Source organism: Dokdonella sp., assembly GCF_039926425.1.
In the GTDB taxonomy this organism is placed as follows: domain Bacteria; phylum Pseudomonadota; class Gammaproteobacteria; order Xanthomonadales; family Rhodanobacteraceae; genus Dokdonella_A.
On the sequence record NZ_JBDSWZ010000076.1, the window covers coordinates 1 to 22,382 of the forward strand.

Sequence of the window (22,382 nt, forward strand, 5' to 3'; positions counted from 1 at the left end):
TGGATTCCCGGACATCTTCTTCCTGTTCAACGATGCCGGCACCGAACTCGCACAGACCTTCGTCGACGACCGTCGCATTCCTCTGATCAGCTTCACCGGCTCCACCAAGGTCGGTCGCGCCGTCGGCGAGCGCGTGGCACAGCGCATGGGTCGGTCCCTGCTTGAACTCGGAGGCAACAACGCGATCATTGTCGACCATAGCGCCGACCTGAAGATTGCGATCCCGGCGATCGTGTTCGGCGCGGTCGGCACCTGCGGTCAGCGTTGCACCTCGACGCGACGCGTGTTCGTGCACGAGTCGATCCACGACGACGTCGTTGCGACGCTCGTTAAAGCGTACAAGCAGGTCGAGACAAAGATCGGCGATCCGACCCAGGCGACCACGCTGATGGGTCCGCTCAACAGCAAGGCGGCGGTGGACCAGTTCGTTGCTGCAGTCGACAAGGCGAAAGCCAGCGGCGGCACCATCGCGACCGGCGGCACCGCGCTGACCGATCGCAAGGGCAACTTCGTGTTGCCGACGATCGTCACCGGGCTGAAGAATTCCGACGAGGTCGTACAGACCGAGACGTTCGCGCCGATCCTCTACGTCATGTCGTTCAAGTCGCTCGATGATGCGATCGAGCTACAGAACGCGGTGCCCCAGGGTCTGTCGTCGTCGATCTTCACCCAGGACCTGAAAGCCGCCGAGAAGTACCTCTCTGCTGCGGGATCCGACTGCGGCATTGCCAACGTCAACATCGGCACCAGCGGCGCCGAGATCGGTGGCGCGTTCGGCGGCGAGAAGGAAACCGGCGGCGGACGCGAGTCGGGTTCCGACGCATGGAAGGTCTACATGCGCCGCCAGACCAACACCATCAACTACTCCGACTCGTTGCCACTCGCGCAGGGCATCAAGTTCGACTTCTGATCGGCCGCACGGCGATCCAATCGGGCACGACGCGCCTTCGTCCGCAGGACGAAGGCGCGGTCGCTTTCGACTGAGCCTCGCGCATTTCGCGCGAGGCTCAGCGACGTCAATCCCGCTCGAATGGGTTGCGTCCCTGCTCCCGCTGGTGATTCGCGCGCGCACCACCCGAAGATTCGGCAGGCGCGGCATCGGGCACGTCGATCGCCGGCTTGCCGGCTCGCGTCAACCGCTCGTTGACGCGCGCGAGGTCGCCGGTGGCGAACGATGCGAACTCGCTCTGCACGTCGTCGAGCTCGCGCTGCAGGCTGTCGATGCGCGCCAACTGGTAGTCCGTCGGCTTGCCATCCCAGGACATGATCGCGCCGTACAGCGAATCGGCGTGCTCGCGCAGCCGCTCCTCACCGGTGATTGCACCGCCTTCGGTCGTTGCAACGATCTTCTTGCGGATCTCGTCGGCGCGCGCCTTGAGAGCAACCAACGGCCTGCGTGAAGCGTCGTTCGCGTCAAGTCCCGCGACCATCGCATCGGTTTGCGAACGCACTGCATTCACCTTGTAGACCAGCGTGGTCATCGCCGCGAACAGGTCGCGCACGCGCAACGCCGCCGCGTACTGCGCCTGATGATCCGCCGCGTCGAAGGTGACGCGGCGATCGAGGCCGACGTCGATCTTCTTCTCGTACACATCCTTGCCCTTGGTCATGCGCACCGTGTACGTACCGGCGGGAACGCGCGGACCCTGGGTCGAATTGAATGCGATCTGCGCGGCCGGCGGCACCTGCGGGGGCTTCACGCGCATCGACCAGCTGACGCGGTTGATGCCGCGCCGCACGCTGGCCGGCAACGTGTCGATCACATTGCCGGTCGCGTCGAGCACCTCGATCGTCAGTTTCCCGAACAAGTGCCTTTCCTTTTGATACCACACGATATCCGCGCCGACGGCCGGGTTCGGGCCGGTAAAACTCGCGTCACCTTCCGGCCAGCCGCCAAATGCGGAGATGCGCTGCTGCACCGCGCGCGTCGGCAGGAAAGCTGCCGTGCTCGACAGCGTCTTCGCGTCCAGCGCCCGCAATGGCGTGAGATCGTCGATGATCCACAGGCCGCGACCGTGGGTGGCGAGAACAAGCGAATCGTCGCGGGCCTGCAGTGCGATATCGCGCACCGAAACCGCGGGGAATTCGCCGCCCTTGAACTGCGCCCAGGTGCCACCGGCGTCGATCGATATCCACAGGCCGAACTCGGTGCCGGCGTAGAGCAACTCCGGCTTGACCGGGTCCTGGCGGACGACATGCACGTAGCCGCGCAGACCCTTGTCATCGTTCGGCGCGACGAGTGGGCTCCAGCTGCTGCCGAAGTCGTGCGTGACGTAGATGTAGGGCGCCATGTCGCCGAACGTATGGCGGTCGACCGCGACAAATGCGGTGGCCGCATCGAACGGACTCGCCTGTACCCACGAAATCCATGAATGCTCTGGAACGCCCTTGATGTTTTTCACCACGTTGGTCCAGGACGCGCCGTCATTGCGTGTGAGCTGCACGTTTCCGTCGTCGGTGCCGACCCAGATCACGCCGGGCTGTTTCGGCGATTCACTGATCGAGTAGATGGTCGTGTAGGTTTCGGCGGCGGAATTGTCGATCGTGACGCCGCCCGATTGCTCCTGCTTTTGCTTGGCGGGATCGTTGGTGCTGAGATCGGGCGAGATGCGATCCCAGCTCTGGCCATGGTCGCGCGTGCGGAACAGGAACTGCGACCCGATGTAGAGCGTTTTCGGATCGTGCGGACTCAGCGCGATCGGCGTGTTCCAGTTCCAGCGCAGCTTCTCGTTGTAGTTCGGCATCGGCTGGATGTTGCGTGTCTCGTGCGTATGCCGGTTGACCCGCCCGATGGTGCCGCCCTGCGCTTCCGCATAGAGATAGTCCTTGTCGGTCGGATCGGCGAACATCCAGAAGCCGTCGCCGCCGTACATGTTTTCCCAGCGCGAGTTGGCGACGCCGCCTGGATACGCACTGTCGGCCACCCACGAACTGTTGTCCTGCAACCCGCCGTACACGCGGAACGGATCGGCATCGTCGACGCTCACGTGATAGAACTGCGAGATCGGCAGGTTGTTCGACTTCCACCACTTGTTGCCGCCGTCGCGGGACTGCCAGAGGCCGCCGTCGTCGCCGGTGATCACGTGCTGCGTATCGGTGGGATCGATCCACACCGTATGGTGATCGCCGTGGCTGCCGCCACCGACGTTGGCGAAGCTCTTGCCACCATCGAAACTCTGGATCAGCGTCAGGTCGGGTTTGAACAGGCGCTCGGGATTCTTCGGATCGACGATCAGGCTGGCAAAGTAGAACGGTCGCCAGACCATGAACTGGCTCTTGTCGCGCTTGTCCCACGTCTTGCCGCCGTCATCCGAGCGGAACAGTGCCGAGTCGGTCGATTCCACCAGCGCGTAGACGATGTTCGGATCCGATGGCGCAACGGTGACCGCGATGCGACCGTATGGGGTCTTCGGAAAACCCTTGTTGGCGTCGGCCGTGATCTCGTTCCACGAAGCGCCCGCATCGGCAGAACGGAAAAGTCCGCTCGCCGACGGGGCGGTCGGGGATTCGCCGCCGGAGCGGAATGTCCAACCCTTGCGGCGGAAGTCCCACATTCCGGCGAAAACGACGTTCGAATCCTTCGGATCGAGACTGATCGATGCGCATCCCGTCGACAGGTTGCGACCCTTGAGCACCTGGCTCCAGCTCTTGCCGCCATCGCGGGTCCTGTACAGACCGCGGTCGGCCGAATCGCTCCATAGCCGTCCCGGCACGCACGCATACACGGTGTTGCCGTCATGCGGGTCGATCAGGATCTTTGCGACGTGTTCGGAATTTCCGAGTCCCATGTTCGTCCACGTCTCGCCACCGTCGCTCGACTTGTAGATACCGTCGCCGATGGAGATGGAGTTGCGCATCCACGACTCGCCCGTGCCGACCCAGATCGTCTTCGGATCGGAGGGATCGATGCTGATCGCCCCGATCGACTGGACGCGTTGCTTGTCGAACACCGGCTTGAAGGTGGTTCCGCTGTCGGTCGACTTCCATACGCCGCCCGAGGCTGCGCCGACGAAGATCGTGGTCTTGCCGTCGTTGCCGGTCGACGCCGCGATCGCCGCAATGCGGCCACTCATCACCGCCGACCCGATGTTGCGCGCGCCGAGTCCCGAGATCGCGCCTGCATCGAACCGCGGCGTGGGAGCGTCCACTGCGTGAGCGGTCACCGAGAGGTTGGCGACCGCGCCGGCCAGTGCGATGCGCGCCAATGTGTTGTGCTTGAAGAACCTCATTTCGCGGCTCCCTTGATTGCCGCGCCCGGAAACGCAAACAAGGCGTCCTCCATCGCAACGTTTGCTTGCGCGTGCACGACCGACGTTTTCTGCTCGCTGCCGTCGGCTTTGTTGACCGTGGAAATGGAGAACGGAAAGAAGACACCAGCAACGTTTTCGTAGTCGCCGTAGTCTGTGACGCTTTCGACCAGGGTGCCGCGCACGGTCCGCTGCGAACGGGTGCGGATCTCGAGAAAATGATCCGGATCGAGGTAGACGATCTGCACGTCGCCGTTCTTCAGCGTCACCTTGATCTTGTGCGCTTGCGTGCCATCGACGTCCTCGGTGCCGAGGTATTCCAGACGACTGCCACGTGTCTGCCAGTCGACGAGCGCGCCGGCGATCGGCGCGTCATCGGCAAGTCCGCGCGCGTCCTCAGGGGTCATCAACTCGGGATCCTTGCGGCCCTGGAACGGCGAGATTTGCCAGGCCTGGCTGCCATTCCAGGCCTGCACCGCGGTCAGACCCTGCAAACTCGCTTCACTGCGAACCGAGTCCGGCGCTTTCTGGTACTGCTCGAAGGCCAGCTCGAACTGCTCTCCGAAGCGCAGCGTCCCACTGGTCTTCAGCGTCTTGATGGCGTGGATCGTGTCCAGCCCGCCGCGTGCGGCAAGATTTTTTGCCAGCAGGTCATCGAGGGTCGACGCGTTCGCGACTCCTGTCAGCACTGCAAGCGCGCAACCGACGTGCCACCAATGAATTCGCATGACGCCTCCTGGATGACCCTGCATCGACTCTGTTGACGCCCGATCGGGCTGGCGCCGCTGCCGAGACTAGCGCACCGCGATCCTCCCATGGATGGGGCGAAGGTCATGCTCAAGTCTGACTTGGCCACGTGTGCAAACTCCGATGCGCGCGCCGTATGTGCCGCCCCGACTCGCCCGACGTCGGCCATTCGCTGCCGACGGGTGTCCGCCGAGGGTCCGGTCTGCGCGGTGAGCGACATCGATCGGCTATCCTTTAGGTCCTTCCCGACCAGCAACCGACGTCCCGATGAATGTGGCTCCCCGCACCAGCAGTACCGCTCTCATCAGCCTTGTTTTCGGCATCCTGTCGTGGGTCGTGCTGCCGTTCATCGGCGCTGTCGTGGCGATCATCACCGGCCACATGGCGCGGGCCGAGATTCGTCGCTCGGTGCCGGGTACGCTCGACGGCGACGGGCTCGCACTTGGCGGACTGATCCTCGGCTGGGTGCACATTGCCGCCGTCGTGCTCGCGGTGCTCGCCATCTTCCTGTTCCTTGGCGGACTCGCGTTCTTCATTCACATGGTGCAGTGATCGCATTGCAGGCCATCGTGTGGCGCAACCCGGCGCTGGGCGCGGGCCGGGCGCACTGATGTACGCCCTCGCCCGCCCGTTCCTTTTTTGCCTCGATGCCGAGCGCGCGCACGAGCTGGCTCTCGCAGCGATCGACACCGCGTACCGTTCGGGAGTGGGCTCATTGCTCGCATCCCGCCCGAAACCGGTGCCCACCGAGGCATTCGGCTTGAGGTTCGATAACCCGGTCGGGCTTGCGGCAGGGCTCGACAAAAACGGCGCATACATCGATGCGCTGGCGGGACTCGGCTTCGGATTCATCGAAGTCGGAACCACCACGCCGCGCGCGCAATCGGGAAATCCAAAACCGCGGATGTTCCGGCTGGCCCAGCACCAGGCCGTCATCAACCGGCTTGGGTTCAACAACGGCGGCGTCGACGCGCTCGTCCGCAATGCCGAGCGCGCGCGCTACTCCGGTGTCCTCGGCATCAACATCGGCAAGAACAAGGACACGCCGAACGAACGCGCGGCAGATGACTATCTGCTGTGCCTCGAACGCGTGTATGCGCGCGCGAGCTACGTCACGGTGAACATCTCCTCGCCGAACACGCAAGGCTTGCGCGACCTGCAGGGCGAGGATGCATTGAAGCGGCTGATCGGCACATTGCGCGAGGCGCAGGAACGACTCGCGTCGACGCACGGTGCGCGCAAGCCGATGCTGCTGAAGATCGCGCCCGATCTCGACGACGCTGAACTCGACACGATGGCCGCCGTACTGCTGTCAGCTGGGATCGATGGCGTGATCTGCACCAACACGACAATCGACCGCGGTGCCGTCGAGGGCAATCGGCACGCCGCGGAAGCGGGTGGCCTTTCCGGAAAACCGCTCTTCGCGCGGTCGACGCGCATCCTCCAGGAAATGTCGAAGCGGCTCGGTCCGTCGATACCGACGATCGGCGTCGGCGGCATTCTGTCGGGCGAGGATGCCGCGGCGAAGATCGACGCCGGCGCGTCACTGGTGCAGTTCTATACCGGCCTGATCTATCGCGGGCCTGCGCTGATCGGCGAGAGTGTCGACGCGATTCGTCGTCGGGTTTCTGCAGGCCGCACGGCCCGGACGCGATGAACGACTACCGCGTCAGTCCGGCCAAGGCCGAAGGCGTCGGCTACTCCCTCGTCGAGAATGCATCGCTGCAGGCACGCAACACATTCCGCGTCGCCGCCCGCGCGAACCTGCTGGTCGACGTTCGCAAGGCCGCGGCACTCGACGAGTTGTTCGGCTACGCAATGCTGCGCGAGCAGCCGCTGCTGGTACTCGGCGAAGGCAGCAATGTCCTCTTCACGCGCGACTGGCCAGGCGTGGTGTTGTCGATGGCGAACCGCGGAATTGCCATCGTCGACGACGACGGCATTCGGGCGCGCATCCGCGTTGAAGCCGGCGAAAGCTGGAACGATCTCGTCCACTGGTCGATCGGCCGCGGCTTTGCAGGGATGGAAAACCTGGTGCTGATCCCCGGTACAGTCGGTGCGTCGCCCATCCAGAACATCGGCGCATATGGCGTGGAAGTACGCGAGTTCGTCGCTGCGGTCGACGCGTGGGATCGCCCGCTCGGACGGCTCGTGCGACTCGATCCGGCGCAATGCGCGTTTGCGTACCGCGATTCCGTTTTCAAGCGCGAGCGCAACCGGTTCGTCGTGACGGCGGTCGAATTCGAACTGTCGCGCACCCGCGAACTGAGGATCGACTATGCGGGCGTTCGAGAAGAACTGGCAGCCCTTGGGGTCGGCGTGCCCGACCACCGCTCGGTGGCAGAAGCGATCAGCCGTCTGCGCATGCGCAAGCTTCCAAATCCGGCGCTGATCGGCAATGCCGGCAGTTTCTTCAAGAATCCGGTCGTCGACACCCTGACAGCCGCGTCACTGCAGCGAGCGCATCCGCACCTGCCGGCATGGCCGGCCGCCGGCGATCATTCGAAACTGTCGGCGGCCTGGTTGATCGAATCCTGCGGCTTCAAGGGAGTGCGCGAAGGCGACGCCGGCGTTTCTGATCAGCACGCCCTGGTGCTGGTCAACCATGGCAACGCGAGCGGCGCGGATCTCCTCGCACTGGCCGATCGCATCCGCGCGCAGGTTCAAGCGCGCTTCGGCGTCGACATCGAGCCCGAGCCGCTCATCGTCTGAATCGCACCGGCGGACGGTGTTTCGCGCGCACCGTCACAAAGCGCGCGCGCAATGCATGAATAATCGGCACCAGGCCGCTCTGTTCTGCCCGTGCACGTGCGCGGACCATGGACGAACGCTCGCATCGACGATCCGGGGTACCCTTCAATGGCTGCAGCAACCGCCAACGCGGCGTTCGTTTCCTCGCGCCGACGTCTGTTCACGGCGATCTTTTCCAGTGCAGGCGCAACGACTGACGACACCGGTGCCGCGCTGCGACGCCCGGGCCGCAACGGTCTCATCGACGATGAAATCCCGACCGTTCCCGATCTGACCACATTTCCGCCGCCTGCCGTGCGCTGGCTGAGTCGGGGCACGTTCGGATTCACCACGCCCGACCATGCTGCGTTCCTCGCGCTCGGCGCGACCGACGACGCGCGCTGGCTGGCCTGGGTCAACCGACAGCTCGATCCGTCGTCGATCGGCGACAGCGCATGCGACAGCCGCATCGCCAGCGCCGGCTTCACGACCCTCGGCAAGACGCCGAACGAGTTGTGGACCGAGCACCACGCACTGACCGCGTCGAACCAGTATTACCAGCGCATGTTGCCGATCGCCGAAAGCGAATGCGCCACCTTGATCCGCCAGATCTACAGTGCACGCCAGCTCAACGAAGTGATGGCCGATTTCTGGCACGACCATTTCAGCGTGTTCGGCTGGGACTACGACGGCGGCCCGATGTTTCCAGCATTCGATCGCGACGCGATCCGCCCCAACGTGTTCGGCAACTTTCGCACGCTGCTGCAGGCGGTCGGCGAATCGGCGTCGATGATGTACATGCTTGACCTGTACTCGAACACGCGTGACGGCCCCAACGAGAACTACGCGCGCGAACTGCATGAGCTGCACACCCTCGGCGCGGAAAACTACGCCGGTATCGTCGACGATCCGGACGACGATCCGTCGCTGCCGACCTTCATTGCGTGGGACGGCAAGATCGAGCGGCTCCAGTACGTCGACGACGACGTCTACGAAGCGGCACGGGTACTCACCGGCTGGACGATCTCGCAAAGCACCTACGAGACGCGCAACGATCCGAACGGCGGAACGTTCGAGTACGTCAACGCGCTGCACGATGCCGGCGTGAAGCGCGTCCTGCACCGAAACTTTTCAGCCGGCGGCGCGCAAAGCGACGGCATCACACTGTTCAACATGCTGGCCCAGCATCCGGGAACGGCGAATTTCGTTATCGGGAAACTCTGCCGCCGACTCATAGGCGACAGCGTCTCCGCATCCCTGGTGCAGACAGTCGCCAGCACGTTCCAGGCGAATTGGCAGGCGCCCGACCAGATCGAGACCGCGGTGCGGGAGATCCTGCTGTCGGACGAGTTCAAGACGACGTGGGGCAAGAAGATGAAGCGGCCGTCCACAGCCGCGGTCGGCGCGTTGCGCGCCACGCTGGCCGATTTCACGCCGATGCCGGACAACACGGCGATCTACACGCCCACTGAAGAATTTCTTGGTCGATTGCAGGCAGCCGGTCAACGTTTGTTCTACTGGCCTGCTCCCAACGGTTATCCGGACACCCAGATCGCATGGTCGAGCACCGGCGCAATGGGAATGACGATGCGCCTGCTGCCGCGCCTGCTGGAGATGCATCAGACCGAGAGCTACAACAACGCGTATCCGTTCCTCATCGACGTGCAGGGGCAGACGCTCGCCGCATTTGCCGATCCCGCGACGCGCACCGCCAGCAACATCGTCGGCTACTGGTGCGACCGCATCATCGGTCACCGACCGGAACCGACACACGGCGTGGCGGTGGATTTTCTTCGCCAGGAAGCCGCAGCAACGGCTCCGCTCGATCTGGTCACCGACAACACCGACGGCGGCGCACAGCACACCGGCGTGTGGCATCTCAATCCCGCGAACACGTTGTCCAAGCACTACACGATCGCACGCCTGCGCGTGACCATCGGGCTGATCCTGTGTTCACCCGAATTCCTGCGCCGCTGAGAGGAAACCGCCATGACACGTTTTGATCGACGCGATTTCCTCAAGACCCTCGGCGTCAGCGCCGTGGCCGTCGGCGCGAGCAGCCACGCACGCGCGTACTTCCTGCCGCCGCTGATTCCCACCAGCGCCAGCAATGACACACTCGTTGTGGTCTTCCTGCGCGGAGCGATGGATGGGCTCAGCCTGCTTCCACCGGGCGCGGGCAGTCCGTACCGCGCCGACTACGAAACGAACCGCACCAACACCCGCATCCCGGGGAGCGGCGCTGGTGCCGCACTCGCACTGAACAACTCCACCTGGGGCCTGCATCCCCGCGCCACAGGCCTGCACGATCTGTATCAGCAAGGGCATGCGGCGTTCGTTGTCGGCGCCGGCCAGTTGCAACCCAACCCGGTGATCCGCAGCCATTTCGAAGCGCAGACCAACCTGGAGTTCGGCAATGGCGGAGGTTCCGGCAACGGAATCGGTTGGCTGACGCGGCATCTTGCGAGCGGCGGCCTGCCGACCACCGTTCCCCTGCCTGCAACGTCGCTCGGCAGCATCACGGCGAGCAGTCTGCTCGGCAGCACCGATGCGATCACGATGAACAGCGGATCGGATTTCCGTCTCGACACGTTCCACTGGTCATGGCAGAACGACGACAGCGCACACGGGCTGGTGGGCGGCGTGTCGCGGATGAATGCGCTGTGGAACGGCGGCAGCACCCAGCTCGAACGCGCCGGCGCAGATACGCTCAACTCGCTCGCGATGCTTCGGTCGGTCGACTTCAATCCGTACAGCGCGAGTGACACCGGCGGTTACCAAGCCGCTGGCGGCGCGAATTATTCGCTCGCGTACAACGGAAGTTTCGGCTCGCAGTTGCGCAACATCGCGCAGATGATCAAGTTGAACGTCGGCTTGCGCGTTGCGACGATCGACCTCGGCAATTGGGACACGCACGTCGGCCAAGGCAATCCGACGCAGGGATACGACTGGTTCGGAAATCAGGCATCGAGTCTCTCGGACGGACTCGCCGCGTTCTACACCGATCTTTCAAGCGATGCCGCCGGCAACTTCATGAACAACGTCAACGTGCTCGTCGTCAGCGAGTTCGGCCGTCGCGTACTGGAGAATTCCGACGGCGGAACCGATCACGGCTACGGCAACGTGATGATCGCGATGGGCGGCGCTGTCAACGGCGGACACGTGTACGGAACGTACGCCGGCCTCGCCAGCGACCAGTTGTACGAAGGCAACGACGTCGCAGTCACCACCGACTTTCGCCAGGTGATGTCGGAGGCGCTCGTTCGACGCATGGCCAACCCGAACATCTATTACGTGTTCCCCGGCTATGAAAACTATTCGCCGCTCGGCATCTTCCAGGGATCGGACCTGCCCCCGAGCAACTTCGATCACATTTTCGCAAACGGCTTCGACGCTGCCTGAGATCGCGCAGCCCAATCACCGCGAGCGCGGGATGGGCGGGCTCAGGATGCGCGGCACGCATACCCGATGACGTCCGTCGACGACGTGCGCATCGACGGGAATCATTGCCGCTGACGCTGCTCGTGCAGGCGAGAGATCGCCCAGGCAGGGACGCGGCCCCGGATTTCCTCCCCTGCGCAGCGGGGGAAGGTGCCCGGAGGGCGGAAGGGGGCGCTTCTGGTTGGAACGCGAAGCGAAGGATCAAGATCAACATCGAGATCAAGAGCGCCCCTTCCGGCGTCGCCACCTTCCCCCGCTTCGCAGGGGAAGGACAGTCCTTGCACGCTACAGTCGAAGGAGCGAGAAAGTTGACCGCCGGGACCGAAAAAAAAGCGACTGGAACCAAGGAAGCGCAGGCAAATCTCCGCTCGCCTGCCGCATCGCCGGACAGCCGGCGTCGGCAACGCTTCAGGCTTCGGCGCAGTTGAAATAGACCAGATCCGCGTCGTCGATGCGGTGCGCCTGGCCGAAGTTCATCGTGCCGCTGCGGCGCAGATGCACCTCGTCGCGATGGACGAGAAGATCGTCGTCGTCGCCGATCTTCAGCCAGGTGCCATTGGTCGAGCGGTCGGCCAGCATGAAATAGCCGCGCTTCCATTCGATCAACGCATGATTGCGCGAGACCCATTCGGTTTCGACGACGAGACTGCTGGCCGGATCACGCCCGATCGAGAACGACATGCCTTCGTCGACCTCGAACACCAGACTCTTGTAACGCAACTGAAGCCGGCACCGTTCAGCCGCATCGACGTTCTGCATCACGCGCTGCACGGTGGTGACATTCGCGACGTCATCCTGCCAGATCACATCCACGATCTCGATGGGCGCCTGCTTGCCCAGCACGCGAACCTGACCCAGCGACCGCGTCCGCAACCCGGTGGTCTGGGTGATGCCATTGACAGTGCTCGCGGTGGTCACGATCTGGTCGCGACGAGCAAGGCTTTTGTCCGCCATGCGAGCCGCGGTGTTCACCGCGTCGCCGAACACGTCGCCGTTCTCGACCAGTGCTTCGCCATGATGCAGGCCGATGCGGATCGCGAGATTGTCGCGCACGAACTCCGGATCGGTCTTGATGCGTCGTTGCATGTCGGTGGCCGACAGGAGGCCATGCAGCGGACCGGGGAACGTGCACATGATCTCGTCGCCGATCGTCTTGATGACACGTCCGCCATGGCGCGCGGCAACGTCGCCAAGTGCATTCAGCACATTGCCAATCAGTCGGCGCGCCACTTCGTCTCCACGCGTCTCGAACAGCCGCGTACTTCCGGAGACGTCGGCAAACAGGATCGTGAGGGAGCGGCGCTCGGTCATGGCCCGCGGATGATAGCGAATCCGTGCTGCAACGGCAGTCGCGCGATCGCGTTTCCACCACCGCGCGACGATTGCAATCCGGTCGTTTTCGAAGCGCCAGGTGGCCGCGCCGATCAATGGCGGCAGGCGAGCGCGCCGACCTCGAACAACGGATCAGCCGTTTCCACCCGCGCCACTCCGCGCCAGCGGTCTCCACTCACGCGGCGCATCAACCCGGCCACCCGTCCACGATCAAGCACCAACAACCGGTCGGTTGAGCAGCCGGGGTCGGCGATGACCGCTTCGAGGGTCCATTCACGTTCGACCGTGCCGCGCAGCCTGTTCATGTCCCACGATCCGACGGCAAGTCGCCGCGCGTTGGCAGGAGGCGGGAAGCCCATCAGCGCTGCCTCGGACCAGGCGAACGGGCCAGCACCCAGCCGCTTCATTGCCGCGGCTCCAACGCGGACATCCTCGACATCCGACTCCCCTGTTTCGGCCGCACCCGGATCAACGCCGACCACGGCAGCCAATGCGGTGTCGTTGGCGACCTCCAGCTGATGGCGCATCACGAGCGTCATGCCGACCTCCGCACTCAGCGCGAGCACGCCGACGCCCGCCACCACGCCCAGGATCCATCTCGTCGACCGGCGTTGCGTCACCCACGCGCCCAGCCAGCCAGCCCATGCGAGGCTCGACCACGGCAGGTAGCGCGGTGCGTAGATCTGTGCGGGAAACCCCGCGAAATAGTCGACGCGCGTCAACGCGATCAACGCGGAAACCCCGAGGCCGAACCATGCCAGTGCAAGACACAACGTGTGCGTTGCTCCGGTCCAGCGCCGATCGCGTCGCGCACGCCAGGTCGATCGTAGGACGCCGATCACCAGCAGCGTGCCGCACACGGCCTGCGGGAGCGCGCTGGTGCGAACGTCGCCAAAGACAGCTGTCCATGCGCGCGCAATCATTCCCACGCGCAGCACTCCCCCGACTGCAGGATCCACAACCGGCCAACACAGATAGATCAGCGGCGCGGCCAACCAGCGAACCGCGGTCAGCCCCTGATCGATCGGCGCGAGCGGCGGCGAACCGACGCTCCCGGCCAGCAGCCGATAGACGACCAGCGTGACGGCCAACCCCGCAACCACGATCCCCCATCGCAGCCACGTCGCGCGTGCAATGAACAGCACCGCGAACAGCGCGCCAAACGCGGCGATGCCACTTCCGAAATTGAACGCGGCCATGAAGCACAGGATCGTCGCGCCGATGGTCGACCTGAGCGACGCGTCGTCTCCCGGTCGTGTACGGGTCCATCCGAGCGCAAGGGCGAGGCACAGCAGCACGCTGTAGACATCCAGCGTTTCGTTGTCGTGCAGAAGCGCGCGCGCGTTGCCGAGCCAGAAGATTCCGAGGGTGATCGTGAACATCGCGGCCGCACGCTGCGACGGACTCAAACCTTCGTCGGTCCAGATGATGCGCAACAGCGCGGCCAGCGTCGCCAGCGCGAGAAGCAGGCCGACCACGATCTGCAGGTCTTCATTGCCATGCCATTGGTGCAGGCTGATCCAGCGCACCACATTCGCGAACACTTCCGGATGCCCGTTGTCGGCAGCCAGCACACCGCGTGCAAAGGACGCGTCGATCAGACGCGCGTAGTGTCGCCATGCATCCGCGTACGGAACGCGCGGCGACCACAGCCACGCCGCGACAAGTGCCGCAGCGACGCACGCAGCCGTCGCTGCATGGAACGCGCGGGCGATCCAGCCGGACTCGCAACTCTTCATAGGGTCCGCTCGCGGTCGACCGCACTGCATGCACGGAACAACACGAACAAGGCGCCGTGGTCAGCGCAGCGATTCGGCGGCCGCGACGATATCCGCTTCGCCCGGCAGCACCAGGAACGCAGCGCTGGCGAGCGGTGTGAAGGTGTCCACGCCAACGACGCGCTTCAATGGCGTGCTGCCCTGCCCCGCCTCGACGACCGCGGTAATGACGCCCTCGCCGATGCCCGCCGAATGACGACCCTCATCAACGACGATGATGCGCTGCGCGGTCTTTGCCTGTTCGGCGATGTACGCATCGTTCAACGGCACCAGCCAGCGGAGATCGACGACGCGGCATTTCCAGCCACGCTTCGTTTCAATCTCGCGCGCGGCGCGAAGGCTCATCGGTACGCCGTTGCCATACGTGAAAATCACAAGGTCGCACGCGTCGGGTTCGTAGACGCGTCCTTCGCCAAGCGTCATCGACTGGTCGAGCGGCGGATACGACGTCAGCCACTGGCCATCGCCCGCCTCGTGCAGATCCTTGGTCATGTACAGCGCGATCGGTTCGAGGAAGATCGACACGCGGCCGTCCACCTGTGCCAGCGCGGTCAGCGTGCGCAGCATCGTGACCGCATCGTCGCCTCGACTTGCGCATCCGACGATCAAGCCGGGAATGTCGCGCAGTGCGGTGATCGAATTGTCGTTGTGGAAATGCCCGCCAAAGCCGCGCTGGTAGCCGAGCCCCGCCATGCGCACGACCATCGGGTTGCGGAACTGGTCGTTCGAGAAGAACTGCAGCGACGCCGCCTCGCCACGGATCTGGTCGCAGGCGTTGTGGAAGTAGGCGAGGTACTGGATCTCGGGAATCGGCAGCAGGCCCATGTTCGCGTACCCCTGCGCGAGGCCGAGAATCATCGTCTCGTCGAGCAGCGTGTTGAACACGCGCGCATTCCGGAACGCCTTGTGCAGCCCCTTGGTGACGGTGTACACACCGCCCTTCTGCGCCACATCCTCGCCGAACAGCAGCGCCTGCGGATACTTGGCGAACAGGTCGTGCAACGCATTGTTGATCTGGATCGCGAGATGCCGCGGCGGCAGTCGTTCGGGAAGTTTGTCCTCGCCGCCGAACACCGATGCGCGCTTCTCCGCGAAATCCGCGCGCGTCGCCTCCGCCTCGACCTTCGACGGCGTGTACGGAGCGAGCGGCGCGATGACGTCTTCGAGACGATCGAGCTTGGGCCGCCGATCCGCTTCATCGGCCGCCGCGAAACATGTGCGGCGGGTCTCTTCGTACACCGCAAGCAACGACTCACGCGTGTACAACCCCGATTCAAGCGCGATCGCCGCGGATCGCAACAGCGGATCACTCGCCTCCACCGCCATCAGCTCTTCGATGCTGCGCCATTCGATTTCGAAGTCGGTGCCGGCATGTCCCATGATCCGCGTGGTGCGCAGATGCAGGAACGTCGGACGGCGCGTGGTGCGGCAGTGATGCACGGCCCGGGCTACCTGCTCGTAGCCGGCGGCCAGATCAAGACCGTCAGCGGGGAAATAGTCGAGACCATCGCGATGCCGGAATGCATTGCCGATCCAGCCGCCCGGTGTCTTCACCGAAATCCCGATGCCATTGTCCTCACAGACAAACAGCACCGGTGCCGGCAACTTCTGATACGCCGTCCACTGCGCCGTGTTGAACGCGGTCTGGGCAGTCGCATGATTGGACGACGCATCGCCGAACGAGCAGATTGCGATCGAATCGGCGGGCACCGGCAACGGATGGGCAATGCGCTTCGCCTGTTCGATCGCGACCGCGGTGCCGAGCGCTTTTGGAAGATGCGAGGCAATCGTCGACGTCTGCGGAAGCACCCACAACGGCTTTGATCCCCATACCTTGTGACGGCCGCCCGATGCCGGATCGTCCTTGCTCGCAGCGAATGACAATGCCGAATCCATGATTGGATCCATCCCGGGCAGCTTGCGAAATCGCTCGGCCATGAAGGCACCGCTGCGATAGTGCAGGAATGCAGGATCGGTGTGCCGGGTCAGGCGGGCAACCATCGCGTTGCCTTCGTGGCCGCTCGATCCGATGGTGTAGAAGACCTTGTTCTGCACGCGAAGCACCCGCGCCATGAGGTCGAGATGTCGAGACGCCAGCTGCGATTCAAGCAGCTCCACGAAATCGCCGGCCGTGCACAGGCTACCCTCCAGGACCGGGTCGTCCGCACGTGGCGGGCGACCCGGCGTACCGCTCCAGTCGCCCACGAATTCAATGAAGTTCCGGTCGCAGACGTCGGCTCGATTGACGTTGCGGTGACGTGCAGGAATGGCGTTGGGCGTCGCGGACATTGGAAGGACCTGGAAGAGTGCAGCGGGATCGTGCGCGTCAGCGCCAACCCGTTTCCCGATGAAAATGGATGCCTGCGTTTGCAGGCATGACGTCGAAACAAATCGAAGCGGACCGCGGGCGCGCCTCTCGCGCCTACCCGGTTCTGGAGAGCGCAATCCGCTCGGCGTTTTCCGCGGCAAGCGCCGGCATCGAAACGAATCCCGGTTGCGCGCGAATGCGGTCGAGCCACGCGAGCACGTGCGGATACGCGCCGAGCGCGAAACCGCCATCGTCGGCACAGTGCGTGTACCCGAACAGCGCGATGTCGGCGATACTGTAGTGGTCGCCGCTGAACCATGCGTGCGCGGCAAGGTGGGTTTCCATCACGCCGAAGGCCTGATGGCCGCGTTCGCGCAACGTCGGCAACTCCGCCCGTCGCGGTGAGTCGGGCGGCGCCCAGCCGCAAATGAAGCGCGCGACGGCAATGTACGGCTCGTGGCTGTACTGCTCGAAGAACAGCCATGACAAGGTCTGCGCGCGCTGCCAGGCATCCCCACCGAAATATGGGGTGCCTTCCGCCAGCCAGCAGAGGATCGCATTCGACTCGACGAGAATGCGTCCGTCGTCGGTTTCCAACATCGGCACGCGGCCGTTAGGATTTTTCGCAAGGTACTCCGGCGTGCGCGTCGCGCCGTGCGCGCTGTCGGTTTCGATCCAGCGATGGTCGCGGTCGAGATGCCCGAGCATCATGCGCAGCTTGTGGCAATTGCCGGACGGCGAATAGCCGTAGACGCTGATCATGCCGAGCCCGCTCCCGCACGTCGTGCGAGCCATTGCTCGCGCGTCTGTCCCCAGATATCGATCGGCACCTCCTCGAACGGCGGCGGCAATCGGCCGCGTCCGCGGTTGATCGAACCGAGTCGTTGCGCCAGTGCCTGCGACGCCCGGTTTTCAGGGACGATCGAGTGGATCACGTCGGTCCAGCCAAGTTTCGCAAACGCCCAATCGATCGACGCGGTTGCCGCCTCGCTTGCGTAACCCTTCCCCCACGACGAACGGACAAATGCCCAACCGACCTCCGTTCCCGGCCAGCCTTCGGGCTGCCACGGCCCAGCCTGTCCGATCCATTGGCCACTGGATTTCTCGATCACCGAAAACATCGCGAATCCCTGGATCGCCCATGCACCCGGCATCTGCAGGAATTTGCGCCATGCCGGAGCGCGCAGCAGCATGCCGCCAATGTGGCGCGCTGCTTCCTCGTCCGCCAGCATCCGAGCGTATGCGTCGAAATCATCGCGATGCGGAACGCGCAGGATCAGGCGTTCCGTTTCGATCCGCGTGTTCATGCGATCCATCAACCCTCCGTCGCGGCGGCATGAATCGCCGGTTGCGCGGCGTCGGTTGGATGCACGCCCTTGTACTCGCAGCCCGGCAAGGTCTGTGCGATCGATGCGAAGTCATCGGTTTCGCAATGCCAGCGCATGCCCATCGCGTCGCTTCCGGAAAGATCCGGAACCAGGCGGATGTGCCCGCCCGCATGACCGGGCACCGCTCCGAACAGCAGTTCGATGTGCCCGTCCGGCATCACGCTCGCCGATTGCAGCGCAGTGCCGTGATACTGATCCGGCGCCGCGAGCCCCGCCTCCTGATTGTTCGACGGCAGTTTGAGCGTGGTCGCGTAATACTCGGCAATCGCCGTGCGCATTGCGGCGACACTCGTGAAATCATTGCGCATCGCGATGTTTGACGGATCGGTCACCGCAGCGACGGCGTCATGCGTCTGGGTGACCGTCGTGCGAATCGCCGACTGCTCCGCCGACAGCCGATCGAGCTCGCGCCGGGTCGACTCGCTCTGCAGTCGCATTTCGGACAGCAACTGCTTCTGGTCCTGCCGCTGCATCATGCCCTGGTAAAGCAGCACGCCCGCGACCACCGCGATCAATCCCCCCGCGACCACCAGCACATCATTGCGCATGCGTATCCCCGTTCGATGACTGCTTGACGTCAGAACGCGTTGATGCCCGTGAGTTCGCGGCCGACCACCAGCTGATGCACGGTTTCAGTCCCCTCGTAGGTGATGACCGATTCGAGATTCAACGCGTGGCGGATCGGGCAATGTTCGGTGGTGATGCCGGCGCCGCCAAGGATGTCGCGCGCTTCGCGCGCAATGTCGATCGCCATGCGGCAGTTGTTCCATTTCGCGAGGCTGACCTGGGTCGGTTGCATGCTGCCGGCGTCCTTCAAACGCCCAAGCTGCAGCGACAGCAACTGCGCCAGCGTGATCCGCCGCGCCATGTCGGCAAGTTTCAGCTGCACTGCCTGATTGGCCGCAAGCGGACGGTTGAACAGGATGCGGTTCTTCGCGTACTCGGTCGCCTCGGTGAGACACGCAATGGCCGCGCCGATCGGTCCCCAGGTGATGCCGTAGCGTGCCTGCGTCAGGCAGCCGAGCGGCCCCTTCAGGCCCTTCACGTTCGGCAGGCGGTTTGTTTCCGGCACGCGCACGTTGTCGAAAAACAGCGCCGAGGTCACCGAGGCGCGCAAGCTCATTTTCTTGTGGATTTCCTGCGCGCTGAAACCGGCGAAGTCCTTCTCCACGAGGAAGCCCTGGATGCCTTCGTCGGTCATCGCCCAGACGATCGCGATGTGGGCGAGGTTGCCGTTGGTGATCCACATCTTGGCGCCGTTGAGGATCCAGTCGGCGCCGTCCTTCTTCGCATTCGTCTTCATGTTGGCCGGATCGGACCCGCCGTGCGGTTCGGTCAGGCCGAAGCAGCCGATCACCTTGCCCGCGGCCATGTCCGGCAACCAGCGTCGGCGCTGTTCTTCCGAGCCGTAGGCGTAGATCGGATACATGCACAACGACGACTGCACCGAGGCAAAGCTGCGGATGCCCGAATCGCCGCGTTCGAGCTCCTGGCACACCAGGCCGTAACTGACGCCGTTCATTCCGGCACAGCCGTATTCGGTCGGCAGCGACGAACCCAGCAGGCCAAGGTCGGCCATCTCCGGAATCAGTTCCTGTGGAAAGCGCGCCTTGTCGAAGCAGTCGCCGATGATCGGCAGCACGCGCTCGTCGGTGAAGCGCGCGACGGTGTCCTGCACCATGCGCTCTTCGTCGGACAGCATCGAACGGATATCGAACAGATCGGTTGGATTGAGCGGAGTGGCGGGCATTGGAAGGGGTCCGGGCGTGGGGCAAAGCGGGGTATTGTAGCCGTGCGCGCCAGACGCCACCATCGGCGGCGGATTGGCTCCGCCGGCGACATCGACAGGCGGACCCGGCGACTTCGGCGGCGGCAAATTGCGAGACAATGGCGCCGATGCGCGTTCCCGTTCTCACCTATCATTCCAACAACATTTCCGGCAACGACTACGCGACCAACGACCATGTCGCGCTGGCCGCAGATCTGCGTCTGATCCACCGCAAAGGCTTGCGGATCGTTCCTCTCACGCAGGTGGTGGATGTGCTGATGGGTGGCGCGTCGCCGTCAACGGTTGCACATGCGGTCGCGATCACCTTCGATGATGGCTCGTGGTTCGACTGGCACGACCTCGATCATCCGACCTGCGGCATGCAACGTGGCTTCGCAGGCATCCTGCGTGATTTCAGCGGGGAAACCGGCGCGTTCGTGCATGCGACCAGCTTCGTGATCGTCTCGCCGGATGCGCGTGCGACACTCGACCGCACCTGCCTGGCGGGGCTGGGCTGGTGGGACGATGACTGGTGGGTCGCGGCACAACGCGAGGGCTTGCTGTCGATCGAAAGCCACAGTTGGGATCACAACCACCACACCCTCCCCGAAACCGCGCAACGCGAGCAGCGCAAGGGCACGTTTCTCACGATCGACACGTACCGGGATGCAGACGCCGAAGTCCGCGCAGCTGCGGATTGGCTGGATGGGCTGCTGTCCCCGCATCGATCCAGTCTGTTGGCCTGGCCGTACGGCGAAGCGAGCCGTTACATGCTCGACGACTATCTGCCGACGCATCAAGCCGAGCATCGGCTGCGCGCGTGTTTCGGCACTGAACCGGCGCCGGTCGAGCACTCCAGCGCACGCTGGAATCTGCCGCGTTTCGTGTGCGGCTCCCATTGGAGAACTGCCGGGGAACTCGATCAACTGCTGATCGCAGCGACAGAGCGCGACTGACCGCCGGTCACAGACGGAAGCGTGCCCGTTGTGGCACCAACACCAAGGGAGGGGCCGGGAGACGAGCACGCGGCAAGCGCAGCAGCCCGACCCGATCTCCGCGACAGGCTCCCCTTCCCTTCGCTACCGTTCGCCGCTCTGGTTGGATAGTCTAGGTCGATCGAGCAGCGAAAGCGTCATGCACAGAAGCGCACTCCACACGATTCCCGAATCGCTTCGCCCATTCCTCACGATCACCGAGGTGGACGACGCACGATTGCTCGTCGGCGATTTGTTCCAGAAGAAATTCGCGGCGCCACCTCCGGACGTCGGGCGACATCTCGCCGCCTTGTATCGTGATCCTGAAGGAGGCTTGCGGGTCGCAGGGTATTCGCACATGCGTGCGTTCGGTGACGTGTATCTGTCCGGAGGTTCGTGCAGCAATGGCGACACGATCCGCAGGATGGAACACGCCCATCGCGACGCCATTCACGCCGCGGGCGGGATCTGGTACCTGATTCTCAAATACGCTTTCGAGCGCTACGCCGATTGTTGCGACGCATTTTTCGGCCATTGCGGCGATGCACGGGCACTCGCGGTCGCGACCGAGGCAGGCTTCATTGGAGCGGGCCATCCCTACCTGATCGTGAACTGGCACAAGCCCCTCCACGAGAACATCCAGCGTGCGCTGATCGCGAAAGTGCAGGCACTAGGACCGTTCTAGTCGCGAAGGTTGCACCGTTCCACACCGGGATGACGCGCAATACGAGTGAACGGCGGGTCAAGGTACATCGCGGTGCGCGGATCGGGGAACGTGCCCGGTCGCGACATGCTGCCTCGCGGATTCGACATTGGTCGCCGAATCGTCGAAAAAGATATCTGCGCCGAACGCTTCGAGGAACGGGCCCTTCGGACGCCCGCCAAGGAACAGGGCTTCGTCGATGCGCACGCCCCAGTCGCGGAGCGTGAGGATCACACGTTTGTGCGCTGGTGCCGATCGCGCAGTGACGAGCGCGGTGCGGATCGGCGATGCCTCGCTCGGAAACGCCTCCTGCAGCCGATGCAACGCATCGAGGAAGCCGCGAAACGGGCCGCCGGACAACGGTTCCAGCACCCGCTCGGTTTCGTGCCGATGGAACGCGTCGATGCCGCCCTCCTCGCTCACGCGTTCCGATTCGTCGCCGAACAGCACGGCGTCGCCATCGAATGCGATGCGCAGTTGCTCGTACTGGCGCTGCGGCGCCTTCGACGGAAGAATCGTCGCGGCAGCGATGCCGGCTTTCAGCGCCTGCCCCACGCTGTCCGGATTGGCCGACAGGAACAGGTCAGCGCCAAATGCATGCACATACGGGAATGTCGGTGCGCCGCGCGTGAAGGCGGCGCGCGAAATTGCCAGGCCGTAATGCTCGATCGCATTGAAGATGCGCAAGCCGGTGTCGGCGGAGTTGCGCGACAGCAGGATCACTTCGACGTGCGGCGCCTCGGGCGACGCCCGATTGAGGTTCAGCAGTTTCTGCACCAGTGGAAACGCAATGCCTGGCGCGAGCAGATCGTTTTCGCGTTCGATCTGATAGCGCGCGAACGCATCGACGCCGTCGCGTTCGAACAGGTCGTGGCTTTCGCCAAGATCGAACAGTGCACGCGAGGAGATCGCGACGACGAGGGTGTGACCCCCGGCATCGCGATCGCGCACGGGCATGGACTCAGC

General features: G+C 64.1%; 18 protein-coding genes. 8 read left to right on the plus strand and 10 right to left on the minus strand.

Annotated elements, in window-relative coordinates; all coding sequences use genetic code 11:
• The coding region (locus ABIV12_RS04645) for an aldehyde dehydrogenase family protein (RefSeq protein ID WP_348056727.1) at window positions 1–910 on the plus strand (910 nt) is incomplete at its 5' end.
• A gap of 106 nt (window positions 911–1,016) precedes the next feature.
• Here the strand turns inward: ABIV12_RS04645 and ABIV12_RS04650 are convergent.
• Both ABIV12_RS04650 and ABIV12_RS04655 read right to left on the minus strand, forming a co-directional pair.
• The gene (locus ABIV12_RS04650) at window positions 1,017–4,229 is read right to left on the minus strand and encodes a hypothetical protein (protein WP_348056729.1); all 3,213 of its coding nucleotides are present in this window, start codon (window positions 4,227–4,229) and stop codon (window positions 1,017–1,019) included.
• Window positions 4,226–4,975, minus strand: a complete 750-nt coding sequence (locus tag ABIV12_RS04655; protein WP_348056731.1) for a hypothetical protein — start codon at window positions 4,973–4,975, stop codon at window positions 4,226–4,228. Before ABIV12_RS04655 ends, ABIV12_RS04650 begins: the two co-directional genes overlap by 4 nt.
• A 286-nt stretch (window positions 4,976–5,261) precedes the next feature.
• On the opposite strand from ABIV12_RS04655, the gene ABIV12_RS04660 reads away from it, so the two are divergent.
• The 5 genes from ABIV12_RS04660 to ABIV12_RS04680 all read left to right on the plus strand — a co-directional run bounded on the left by ABIV12_RS04660 (window position 5,262) and on the right by ABIV12_RS04680 (window position 11,126).
• Window positions 5,262–5,546, plus strand: coding sequence for a DUF4190 domain-containing protein (locus ABIV12_RS04660; RefSeq protein WP_348056733.1), 285 nt, complete (start codon window positions 5,262–5,264; stop codon window positions 5,544–5,546).
• Window positions 5,547–5,604: 58 nt separating this feature from the next.
• A complete protein-coding gene (locus ABIV12_RS04665) occupies window positions 5,605–6,651 on the plus strand; it encodes a quinone-dependent dihydroorotate dehydrogenase (RefSeq protein WP_348056735.1) in 1,047 nt (348 codons plus the stop codon).
• On the plus strand, window positions 6,648–7,706 hold the full coding sequence (murB, locus tag ABIV12_RS04670; protein ID WP_348056737.1) for a UDP-N-acetylmuramate dehydrogenase: 1,059 nt from the start codon (window positions 6,648–6,650) through the stop codon (window positions 7,704–7,706). The genes ABIV12_RS04665 and murB overlap by 4 nt, the downstream gene beginning before the upstream one ends.
• A 147-nt stretch (window positions 7,707–7,853) precedes the next feature.
• Complete coding sequence (locus tag ABIV12_RS04675; RefSeq protein WP_348056739.1) at window positions 7,854–9,701, plus strand: DUF1800 domain-containing protein; 1,848 nt, start codon at window positions 7,854–7,856, stop codon at window positions 9,699–9,701.
• 12 nt (window positions 9,702–9,713) lie between these two features.
• A complete protein-coding gene (locus ABIV12_RS04680; protein WP_348056741.1) occupies window positions 9,714–11,126 on the plus strand; it encodes a DUF1501 domain-containing protein in 1,413 nt (470 codons plus the stop codon).
• 447 nt (window positions 11,127–11,573) lie between these two features.
• Here the strand turns inward: ABIV12_RS04680 and ABIV12_RS04685 are convergent, their stop codons facing one another.
• From ABIV12_RS04685 to ABIV12_RS04715, 7 genes are all read right to left on the minus strand, one after another.
• Entirely contained in the window at window positions 11,574–12,476 is a 903-nt protein-coding gene (locus ABIV12_RS04685; RefSeq protein ID WP_348056743.1) for an adenylate/guanylate cyclase domain-containing protein, read from the minus strand.
• Between the two features lie 113 nt (window positions 12,477–12,589).
• Window positions 12,590–14,236 (minus strand): hypothetical protein, encoded by a 1,647-nt coding sequence (locus ABIV12_RS04690; protein ID WP_348056745.1) that lies wholly within the window; start codon window positions 14,234–14,236, stop codon window positions 12,590–12,592.
• A 60-nt stretch (window positions 14,237–14,296) separates the two neighbouring features.
• Window positions 14,297–16,564, minus strand: a complete 2,268-nt coding sequence (locus tag ABIV12_RS04695; protein ID WP_348056747.1) for a thiamine pyrophosphate-dependent enzyme — start codon at window positions 16,562–16,564, stop codon at window positions 14,297–14,299.
• Between the two features lie 133 nt (window positions 16,565–16,697).
• A complete protein-coding gene (locus ABIV12_RS04700) occupies window positions 16,698–17,345 on the minus strand; it encodes a glutathione S-transferase family protein (protein WP_348056749.1) in 648 nt (215 codons plus the stop codon).
• Window positions 17,342–17,899 carry a GNAT family N-acetyltransferase gene (locus ABIV12_RS04705; protein WP_348056751.1) on the minus strand — a complete coding sequence of 186 codons (558 nt, stop codon included), beginning with the start codon at window positions 17,897–17,899 and terminating at the stop codon, window positions 17,342–17,344. The genes ABIV12_RS04700 and ABIV12_RS04705 overlap by 4 nt, the downstream gene beginning before the upstream one ends.
• Window positions 17,899–18,519 carry a pilin gene (locus ABIV12_RS04710; RefSeq protein WP_348056753.1) on the minus strand — a complete coding sequence of 207 codons (621 nt, stop codon included), beginning with the start codon at window positions 18,517–18,519 and terminating at the stop codon, window positions 17,899–17,901. The genes ABIV12_RS04705 and ABIV12_RS04710 overlap by 1 nt, the downstream gene beginning before the upstream one ends.
• A gap of 29 nt (window positions 18,520–18,548) precedes the next feature.
• Complete coding sequence (locus tag ABIV12_RS04715; protein ID WP_348056755.1) at window positions 18,549–19,721, minus strand: acyl-CoA dehydrogenase family protein; 1,173 nt, start codon at window positions 19,719–19,721, stop codon at window positions 18,549–18,551.
• Between the two features lie 146 nt (window positions 19,722–19,867).
• On the opposite strand from ABIV12_RS04715, the gene ABIV12_RS04720 reads away from it, so the two are divergent.
• Window positions 19,868–20,695: a polysaccharide deacetylase family protein gene (locus ABIV12_RS04720; RefSeq protein WP_348056757.1), complete on the plus strand. Its 828-nt coding sequence runs from the start codon at window positions 19,868–19,870 to the stop codon at window positions 20,693–20,695.
• A gap of 178 nt (window positions 20,696–20,873) precedes the next feature.
• Window positions 20,874–21,398, plus strand: coding sequence for a hypothetical protein (locus ABIV12_RS04725; RefSeq protein ID WP_348056759.1), 525 nt, complete (start codon window positions 20,874–20,876; stop codon window positions 21,396–21,398).
• Between the two features lie 57 nt (window positions 21,399–21,455).
• Here the strand turns inward: ABIV12_RS04725 and ABIV12_RS04730 are convergent, their stop codons facing one another.
• Window positions 21,456–22,373 (minus strand): 5'-nucleotidase, encoded by a 918-nt coding sequence (locus tag ABIV12_RS04730; protein WP_348056761.1) that lies wholly within the window; start codon window positions 22,371–22,373, stop codon window positions 21,456–21,458.
• Between the last annotated feature and the right edge of the window lie 9 nt (window positions 22,374–22,382).